The 8,331-nt window shown below is 70.9% G+C and carries 9 protein-coding genes and 1 pseudogene; 3 read left to right on the top strand and 7 right to left on the bottom strand.

Annotated features, from left to right (window positions below; translation table 11 throughout):
- Together CHC09_RS39895 and CHC09_RS39890 are read right to left on the bottom strand one after the other, a co-directional pair.
- Positions 1-384, bottom strand: a pseudogene (locus tag CHC09_RS39895) (glycoside hydrolase family 26 protein); the annotation flags it as partial.
- Between the two features lie 255 nt (positions 385-639).
- A complete protein-coding gene (locus tag CHC09_RS39890) occupies positions 640-1,230 on the bottom strand; it encodes a universal stress protein (RefSeq protein WP_089298461.1) in 591 nt (196 codons plus the stop codon).
- A 363-nt stretch (positions 1,231-1,593) separates the two neighbouring features.
- Between CHC09_RS39890 and CHC09_RS39885 the strand changes: the two genes are divergently transcribed.
- On the top strand, positions 1,594-2,829 hold the full coding sequence (locus tag CHC09_RS39885; RefSeq protein ID WP_203833383.1) for an MFS transporter: 1,236 nt from the start codon (positions 1,594-1,596) through the stop codon (positions 2,827-2,829).
- Positions 2,826-3,035: a hypothetical protein gene (locus CHC09_RS39880; RefSeq protein WP_089298460.1), complete on the top strand. Its 210-nt coding sequence runs from the start codon at positions 2,826-2,828 to the stop codon at positions 3,033-3,035. The genes CHC09_RS39885 and CHC09_RS39880 overlap by 4 nt, the downstream gene beginning before the upstream one ends.
- Before the next feature lie 2 nt (positions 3,036-3,037).
- Here the strand turns inward: CHC09_RS39880 and CHC09_RS39875 are convergent, their stop codons facing one another.
- The 3 genes from CHC09_RS39875 to CHC09_RS39865 form a co-directional block, all read right to left on the bottom strand.
- A complete protein-coding gene (locus CHC09_RS39875) occupies positions 3,038-3,412 on the bottom strand; it encodes a YciI family protein (protein ID WP_089298459.1) in 375 nt (124 codons plus the stop codon).
- 118 nt (positions 3,413-3,530) lie between these two features.
- Positions 3,531-4,196, bottom strand: coding sequence for a response regulator (locus tag CHC09_RS39870; protein ID WP_089298458.1), 666 nt, complete (start codon positions 4,194-4,196; stop codon positions 3,531-3,533).
- Positions 4,193-5,302 carry a sensor histidine kinase gene (locus CHC09_RS39865; protein WP_203833384.1) on the bottom strand — a complete coding sequence of 370 codons (1,110 nt, stop codon included), beginning with the start codon at positions 5,300-5,302 and terminating at the stop codon, positions 4,193-4,195. Before CHC09_RS39865 ends, CHC09_RS39870 begins: the two co-directional genes overlap by 4 nt.
- Positions 5,303-5,481: 179 nt before the next feature.
- Here CHC09_RS39865 and CHC09_RS39860 point away from each other — a divergent pair, with 179 nt between their 5' ends.
- On the top strand, positions 5,482-6,954 hold the full coding sequence (locus tag CHC09_RS39860; protein WP_089298457.1) for a multicopper oxidase family protein: 1,473 nt from the start codon (positions 5,482-5,484) through the stop codon (positions 6,952-6,954).
- 291 nt (positions 6,955-7,245) lie between these two features.
- On the opposite strand, the gene CHC09_RS39850 is transcribed toward CHC09_RS39860, so the two are convergent.
- The gene (locus tag CHC09_RS39850; RefSeq protein WP_179277475.1) at positions 7,246-7,566 is read right to left on the bottom strand and encodes a DUF4190 domain-containing protein; all 321 of its coding nucleotides are present in this window, start codon (positions 7,564-7,566) and stop codon (positions 7,246-7,248) included.
- Positions 7,567-7,676: 110 nt separating this feature from the next.
- Positions 7,677-8,231 carry a VanZ family protein gene (locus CHC09_RS39845; RefSeq protein ID WP_089298454.1) on the bottom strand — a complete coding sequence of 185 codons (555 nt, stop codon included), beginning with the start codon at positions 8,229-8,231 and terminating at the stop codon, positions 7,677-7,679.
- Between the last annotated feature and the right edge of the window lie 100 nt (positions 8,232-8,331).

Here is an 8,331-nt window from a genome sequence, read left to right as displayed (position 1 = left end):
CTTGGCGACATCGGCCCAGGACGAGCCGTAGGCGATCTTCCAGTTGGCCATCAGCACCCGCGGGTGGGCGGGGTCGTTGGTCATGGCGATCTCGGCCTTGGTCGGGAACGGCTCGTTGCCCTTGTGGTAGGTGTGGAAGATCGACGCGGTCCGGCCGGACGTCTGCTCCCACTCCTTCAACGCCTTGTCACGCGGGGCGCTGGTGAAGCCGCCGGCGGCGCCTCCCCAGAGCACGCCGCAGGTGGGGACGAGATTGTCACCGGTCGTGCACGTCTTCGCAGCGGCGGGCGCGGCCGAGGCCGCGGTCGGGGCCACGAGGGCGGCGGTTCCGGCAAGTACGGCGGTCAGAGCTGTCGCCAGAATCGGCAGCTTGGCGCGTCGCATGAAAATCTCTCCCCTTGGGTTTGTCCGGTCGCGTGTCGACCGGCATGGGAAAGAGATTCCAAGGCGCGCGGAGCGGCCGGGGGACCCAAGCGGGTGCCACCCGGTTGCCGTACTTGAGGAAACGTCCGGTTATTTTTCCGTCACCGAACCGGCAGCGGCGGCCCGGGGGCGCGCGTGACCCGATCCGGGGACCTCACTCCGACCTGATCACCAGGCGGTCCACCGGATGACGCGCCCGTCGACGGTGGTGGCCGCCTACGGCATCAACCCGGGCTGGAGCATGTCGAGGTTCGCCCCCTGTCCGGGCCAGGCCGGCGTCATGGACGGTATGACGATGGTCAGCGGACACGCGGTCTGCCCGATCAGGGCGTCCACGCATCCGCCGAGCGGCCTGTCCGGCGCGATCCGTTTGCCCGCGGCCGCAACCACGAGTAGGTCGACTTCCTTGCTGAGCGCCCGCAGCGCCCGCACCGGGTCGTCGTCGTGCAGCACCTCCCGCTCCGCTTGGCGGGCCGATTCGGGGTCGAGGGTGTTGTACAGGGCCTGTGAGAGCAGTAGGTCGATGGCCCCGAACTCGTTGCCGTGCCCCATCCAGACGTGTACCACCCGCAACGTCGCGCCCGTCGCACGCGCCTGTCGCCAGGCGTGGGCGAGGACCTCGACGCCGTGCCCGTCATCGGTGACCGCCGCCGCCACTACCTTCGGCGGCACGGCCGGGCCACGGCGGGCCAGTTCGACCACCCCGTGGTCGGGCAACGGGCGGATCAGCCAGTCAGGGCTGTCGGCCAGGCGCTCACGGATCGCCGCCGCCAGGCTGTCTGCCGATGTCTCGATTGCCACGTCCATGACTCACCATCCCGGAGATCGTGGCGCCCTTCCGCACCGCGCTTACGCTCCCGACGAAACCGGCAGCGGTGACGTTCTGGCTGAAACCGGAAGAGCACCTGCGGTCAGTGTCTCCCCGGCGCCGCGGCGCCGGACAGGGTCGTAGGTCCCGACTATTACCCCGTGACCGCCCATCATCACAGGTGAGGTGGGGCTCGCTGCTGCTCGGCGAACGCCGGCCGCCGGACGCCGGCTCCATGCTCGAGAACGAACGGCACGCGACGATCTGAACATCAACAATGAGAAAGAACGCCAGGACGTGTCAGCGACGGGCCGCCGCGCCACCGCGCGGGCTGGGAACGGATCCAGCAGGAGGATCCAGATATGGCGCCAACGCGGGCCACTGGCCGCCCCGGCGTGATGCTGGCCGTCGCGACCATGGGGTTCGTGGTCAACTTCTGGGCCTGGGCACTGCTCAGCCCACTCGCCATGAGGTTCCGGGACACGCTCGGCCTCAGCTCCGTGCAGCAGGCGCTGGTGGTCGCGGTCCCGATCGTGGTCGGCGCGCTCGGCCGGATCCCGGTCGGCGCACTCACCGACAGATTCGGCGGCCGGCTCATGTTCCCGCTGGTCTCGCTCGCCACCGTGATGCCGGTGCTCCATCTGGGCCTGCTCGGCCACGACTCGCTGACCGGGCTGCTGATCGGCGGGTTCTTCCTGGGCATCGGCGGCACCACGTTCGCGATCGGCGTCCCGTTCGTCAGCGCCTGGTACCCGCCGGCCAGGCGTGGCTTCGCCGTCGGCGTGTTCGGCGCCGGTATGGTCGGCACCGCGATCAGCGCGCTGACCACGGTCAGGCTGGCCAATCTGGGTGACACGGAGACCCCGTTCCTGATCACCGCCGCCGTTCTGGTCGGCTACGCGGTCGTCTCCTGGGTGATGCTGCGCGATGCCCCGGATCGCCCGATACCGGTCGAGCCGTTCGTCACCCGGCTCTGGGCGGCCCTGAAACTACGGATCACCCGGCAGGCGGCGGCGCTGTACGCGGCCGGATTCGGTGGATATGTCGCCTTCTCGGTCTACCTGCCGGCATATCTGGATACCGCGTACGGTCTGACCCGCACCGACGCGGCGAACCGGTCGGCCGGGTTCATGCTGCTCGGCGTGGCCACGCGGCCGGTCGGTGGCTGGCTGTCGGACCGGGTCGCCCCGGCCCGGGTGCTCGCCGCCTCGCTGGTCGTGGTCGTCATCGGGGCGATCGTCCAGTCGTTCACCCCACCACTCATGCCGGTCGGGACCGTCGCGTTCCTGTCCATGGCCGCCGCGCTCGGCGCCGCCAGCGGTGCCACGTTCGCGCTGGTCGCACAGATCGCGCCGGGGCAGCAGATCGGATCGGTCGCGGGCCTGGTCGGCGCCGCGGGCGGACTCGGCGGGTTCCTGCCACCGTTGGTGCTGGGCGCGGTCCACGACCACTTCCACTCGTACAGCCTCGGCCTGCTGCTGCTCGCGGCCGTCGCGCTCGCGGCTCTTCTGCTCGATCTCCTCTCGGTGGCCAGAACGGGCGGTTCCGAGCCGGCCCGGAGGCCGACGGCACCATCACCTGGACCGAGACCACCATGATCGTGGTCCGGGCCCACGCCGGTGAGCTGGCCGGCACCGGCTGGACCTACGGCGCCGCCGCGGCCCGTGACCTGATCACCGAGCGGATGCTGTTGCACGGCGGCGCCGAACCGGAGCCCGGCGGTCTCCTACGATCCGATCCCGGTCTCCCCGGACACGGTCTCGAGTTCCGCGAGGAGGTCGCCTCCCGCTTCCGGGTCGCCTGACGTCACCATCGCCGGTCGGCTTGACGGAGCATCGCGTCCTGTTCGGGGGCGGCCCCGAGTTCCCGGACCTCCTGGGCGCAGCGGCAAGCGCCGGCGAGCCTGGCGGCCCACGCCAGCGCCTCCTCCCGTGACGGCACGTCGACGATCGCGAACCCGCCGACGACCTCCTTGGTCTCCGGGTACGGACCGTCGGTGACCATCCCGTCCGGGGCCACGACGCTCGCCCGCTGCCGTTCGAGCCCGCCGCCGAACACCCACACGCCGGCGTCCACGGCCTCCTGGACCACCGCGTGCACGGCCTTGCCGACGTCGTGGATCTCCTCGGCGGGGATGTGGTCCATCGCGCCTTCATTGAACGAGATCAGATACCGCGTCATCCCATGACTCCCTTGACCCGGCGACCTCCACCGGCCGCCTCCTGCCCGTTCCACGAACAGCTCGTCCCGGATCCGACGCTATGCCAGAAAGAATTTCTCCGGGACCTCCGCTACCGGGTCAGTCGAGCCAGCCGGGCCGCGTCCGCCCGGACTCGTACGCCCAGACGACCAGCTGCGCCCGATCGCGAAGGCTCAGCTTGGCCAGGATCCGGGTGATGTGGGTCTTCACCGTGGCGGAGCTGATCATCAACGTCGTCGCGATCTCCTCATTGGACCGCCCGGTCGCCACCAGATCGGCGATCTCACCCTCACGAGGGGTCAGATCGTTCGGCGCGACCGGCGGAACGGGAGCGCTCGAACGGCTCGCGAACTCCGCGATGAGCCGCCGGGTCACCGACGGCGCGAGCAGACCGTCACCCCGTGCCACCACCCGGACGCCGCGAATCAGCTCCACTGGTTCGGTGTCCTTCACCAGGAAGCCGCTGGCGCCCGCGCGCAACGCGCCGTAGACGTACTCGTCGTGGTCGAAGGTGGTGAGGATGACGACCTTGACGGCGGCGAGGCTCGGGTCGGCGACGATCCGCGTGGTCGCCTCGATGCCGTCCAGGACCGGCATCCGCACGTCCATCAGCACCACGTCCGGGCGGTCACGCGCCGACAGCCGTACGGCCTCGGCACCGTCCCCGGCCTCCGCGACGACCTCGATGTCCGGCTCGCCACCGAGGATCGACCGGAACCCGGCCCGCACCAGCGTCTGATCGTCGGCGAGCAGCACCCGGATCATCTCGGCACCTCCGGCGTCGCGCTCGTCGGCAGCCGGGCCTGCACCCGGAAGCCACCGTCCGTGCCCGGCGCGGCCGTCAACCGGCCGCCGACGGCGGCGGCACGCTCCATCATGCCGCGGATACCGTTCCCGGCACGGATCCGGCTCGCGTCGACCGGCTCCGCACCGTCGTCGACGATCTCCACCTCGAGCTCCGTGCCGGTCCGGCGGAGGCTCACCGTGACCTCGGTGGCCCGGGCGTGACGCACGGCGTTGGTCAGCGACTCCTGCACGATCCGGTACCCGGCGAGGTCGACCGCGGGTGGCAGATCGCCGGGCGGATCGCCGGTGAGGCGCACCCGCAGCCCGGCCGTCCGGGCCCGGGCGACGAGGTCGGCCACCCCGCTCAGGGACACCGCGGGCTCGTCCACCTGGCGCAGCACGCCGAGCACCGTGCGCATCTCGCGGAGCGCCTCCTTGCTGGCTGCGCGGATCGCTTCCAGGGCGGCGAACGCCGTCTCCGGGTCACGCCGGTGCAGCGCGGCGCCGGCCTGCACGTTGATCAGCGAGATCTGGTGTGCGGCCACGTCATGCAGGTCACGGGCGATGCGCAGCCGCTCCTCGGTCGCCCGCCGGTGCGCCTCGTCCTCGCGTGACCGTTCGGCTTCGGTGGCCCGTCGTTCGGCCGCGGCGAGCCGCTCCTGCCGGTTGCGCAAGACCTCGCCGGCCGTGACGGCGGTGAGCAGGATGATGCCGAGCGCGAGCAGTTCTTCCAGGCCGCGATCGTCGCCGACGGCCAGGAACGCCGCGAGGATCACGGCCACCGCGACGACCGCCACGGGCCGCCGGCAGCGGCGGGCGGCGCCGATCACCGCCACGATCAGGGCGAGGCCCATCGGCGAGTCCGGGTACCCACCGGGGTAGTACGCGACCGCGCAGGCGGCCGTGACCGCCAGCGCGACCAGCGGACGGCTGCGCCGCACGGCCAGGGCCACCCCGCTGAGCGCGACGAGCAGCCAGCCGACCGGCCACATCGGCCGGCCCGGCGTCGCCTCGGACGTCACCGCCCAGACGACGTCCAGCGCGACGACGGCGACCGGCACGGCCGCCTCCCGGATAAATCGCACGTGAACACCCTATGCGTCGTACGCAAAATGCGTATTCGCCTCGGGTGGACGTACGACCTCCGATGTACCCGAAACGCAAATCAGCAGCTCAGTCCGGTCAGGGAAATACCGGATGTCAATTCTCGAATGCGTTCCGCAGGATTGAGGCGCCCATCAGCAATTCAAGAAACGGAGTCGACATGAAACGGCGGAGCCTCTTGCTGGCCGGTGCCCTTTCCGGGCTGGCCGCGGCCACCAGCTCCTGCTCGTCGGAGTGGGAGGGGCCGAAGGGCTCCGCGTTCAGCAACCGGCTGCGGATCCCGCCGCTCGCCGAGCCCGAGCCGGCCGCCGACGGAGCCAAGCAGTTCTCCCTGGACCTGCTGGCCGGCGGACGCGCCGAGATCCTGCCCGGCCTGACGACGAGGACCTGGGGCATCAACGGCCCCTACCTCGGGCCGACCGTGCGGGTGAACCGCGGCGACCGGGTCCGGATGGCGGTGACGAACCGGCTCGGCGAGGTGACGACGCTGCACTGGCACGGAATGCGCCTGCCGGCCAGGATGGACGGCGGCCCGCACCAGACGATCGAGCCCGGCGCGACCTGGCGCCCCGAGTGGACGATCGAGCAGCCGGCCGCGACCACCTGGTTCCACCCGCACCTGCACGGGACGACCGCGATGCACGTCTACCGGGGACTGGCCGGGCTCCTGCTGATCGACGACCCCGACGGCCCCGCCCTGCCGAGCACCTACGGCGTGGACGACCTGCCGCTGATCATCCAGGACAAACGGTTCGGCGCCGACGGCGCGCTCAACACGGGAGACGTGGACGGCGGCACGTTCGGCTTCCTCGGCAACCGGATCCTGGTCAACGGAACCTTCGGCCCGTCCCTGGAGGTCCGCAGCGAGCTGGTCCGGTTCCGGCTCCTCAACGCCTCCAACGCCCGGGTCTACCGGGTGGGTTTCGCGGACGGCCGGCGATTCCAGGTGATCGCCACGGACGCGGGGCTGCTGGAACGGCCGGTGACGGTCGAGCGGGTGAAGATCAGCCCCGGCGAACGGGCGGAGATCGTCGTCCGGTTCACCGCCGGAGAAGAGGCCGTGCTCGACTCGCGGGGCGAGGATCCGAAGCGGGCCAACGACATCGAAGAGGAGGACTTCACGCTGCTGAAACTGGTCGCCGCCGGCGCCCTGGCCGAGTCGGCGCTACTACCGGACGAGCTCGGTGGCGTCCCGGCCGAGCCGCCGCCGGCCGGCGCGCGCAGGCGGAGGTTCGTGCTGACCGGCTCCGAGATCAACGGGAACGACATGGACATGACCCGCATCGACGAGGTGGTGCCGGCGGGCGCGCACGAGATCTGGGAAATCCACAACACCACCTACGCGCACAACTTCCACATCCACGAGGCACCGTTTCGCGTCCTGGACATCAACGGCACGCCGCCCCCCGCCTACCAGCGGGGCCCCAAGGACACCGTCTTCATCCCCAAGAACGCCAAGGTACGGCTGGCCGCCACGTTCGGCGCCCATATCGACCCGCTGTCTCCCTACATGTACCACTGCCACATCCTTCGCCACGAGGACAAGGGCATGGTCGGCCAGTTCGTCGTCGTGCGACCGGGCACCGAGAACCAGGTGTCACGCACCCTCCCGCAAGGCCACCACCAGCACTGATTGGTTGAGGACGGCGAGAGCGGTCAACCACCACGGGACAGGGAACCCGGCCGGGAGGCGGGAGCGGGGTCGTGGCATGCCCGGACGCATCGAGGACCACGCGCTCATCGGCGACCTTCACTCGGCCGTCTGCTTCGCGGCGCTGCTCGACCACGAGTCGGCCGGGAATACGACCCGGCCGCCGGCCGTCAGCTTGGCAACATCCCGCAGGCGTTCAGCCTGGCCGGCCTGGTCAACTCGGCACGCCCGCTCAGCGGCACCCCGATCGGCACCGGCACCCCGGCCGACTGATCAGAACGTGGACGGCAGGTCCGGCAGGACGACGCCGCCGATCAGGAGCAGCAGGAGCGCGAGCAGCAGGCCCAGGTATCCCATGATCAATCCGGCGATCGCCATGCTCCGCCCGCCGTTGGTGCCGGGTCGCGTGTCGGCCAGGCCGACGTGACCGCAGACCACCGCGCCGATACACGGAATGGCGAGCAGGCAGAAGCCGCCCAGGACGCTGACGATGCCGAGAACGAGCGCCGCGACGGCCCACCCCGAGGTCGGCGTGGCCGTCTGGGGGTACATCGGGCCGTAGGGGCCGGGCGGGGATGACTGAGGATTGTCCATAACGGCTTGATGGTGGGGCATTGCGACCTGTATCGCCATGGACGAGCACCCAAGATCAAATGGCGTTCCGGCGACCGGATGTGACCGGCAGGACCGAAGCGGGCACCGGGTCAGGAAAGGCGGGAAACGGGTGACTTCCGCGGCGCGAGCCACCAGCGGCGCGACGCCAGCGCGGCCAGCCCGGCGCCGGCGGCGTTGAGCAGCACGTCGTCGACAGAGGACACCCGGTCCAGCCGCAGGACGTACTGCGCGGTCTCGACCAGGGCCGAGCAGCCCGCCGCGAGCGCCAGGACCCGCGGCACCGACGCCAGCGCCGCGAACCGCAGCGGGGCGAAGAACCCCAGCGCGGCGAAGACCAGGAGGTTGCCGACGACCTGGACGGTCACCGTCAGCGGCTCGCTAGCCAGGACCGTCAGCAGGTCCCGCAGCGGGACCAGGCTCACCCGGCGGTCCGCGGCGCCGGCCCGGCTGCCCGGCAGCATGATCATCCATACCCACGGCGCCGTCCCGTAGACGATGCCGACCTCGGCCAGCGACCTGCGCCAGGCCCGGTCCGGTGTCTCGCCGGCGGTGCCCCGGCGGCGTGCCAGCGCCCACGCCGCCAGCGCGGCCAGCGGCAGTAGGACCACCGTGCCGAGCACCACGCCTCTGATCGTGCCGATCATCGCACCCCGTTTCCGTCCGGCCGTGGAATCTACCCGGAAATAGGGATAGTTGTTTGTCTATTGACACGGCGACGCTCCCGGGGCGAGGCTCGCTGCATTG

The sequence above is a fragment of the Actinoplanes regularis genome (genome assembly GCF_900188005.1).
Lineage (GTDB): Bacteria > Actinomycetota > Actinomycetes > Mycobacteriales > Micromonosporaceae > Actinoplanes > Actinoplanes regularis.
The sequence above is the reverse complement of the archived record's forward strand: the minus strand, read 5'-3'. Positions and strand labels throughout refer to the sequence as shown.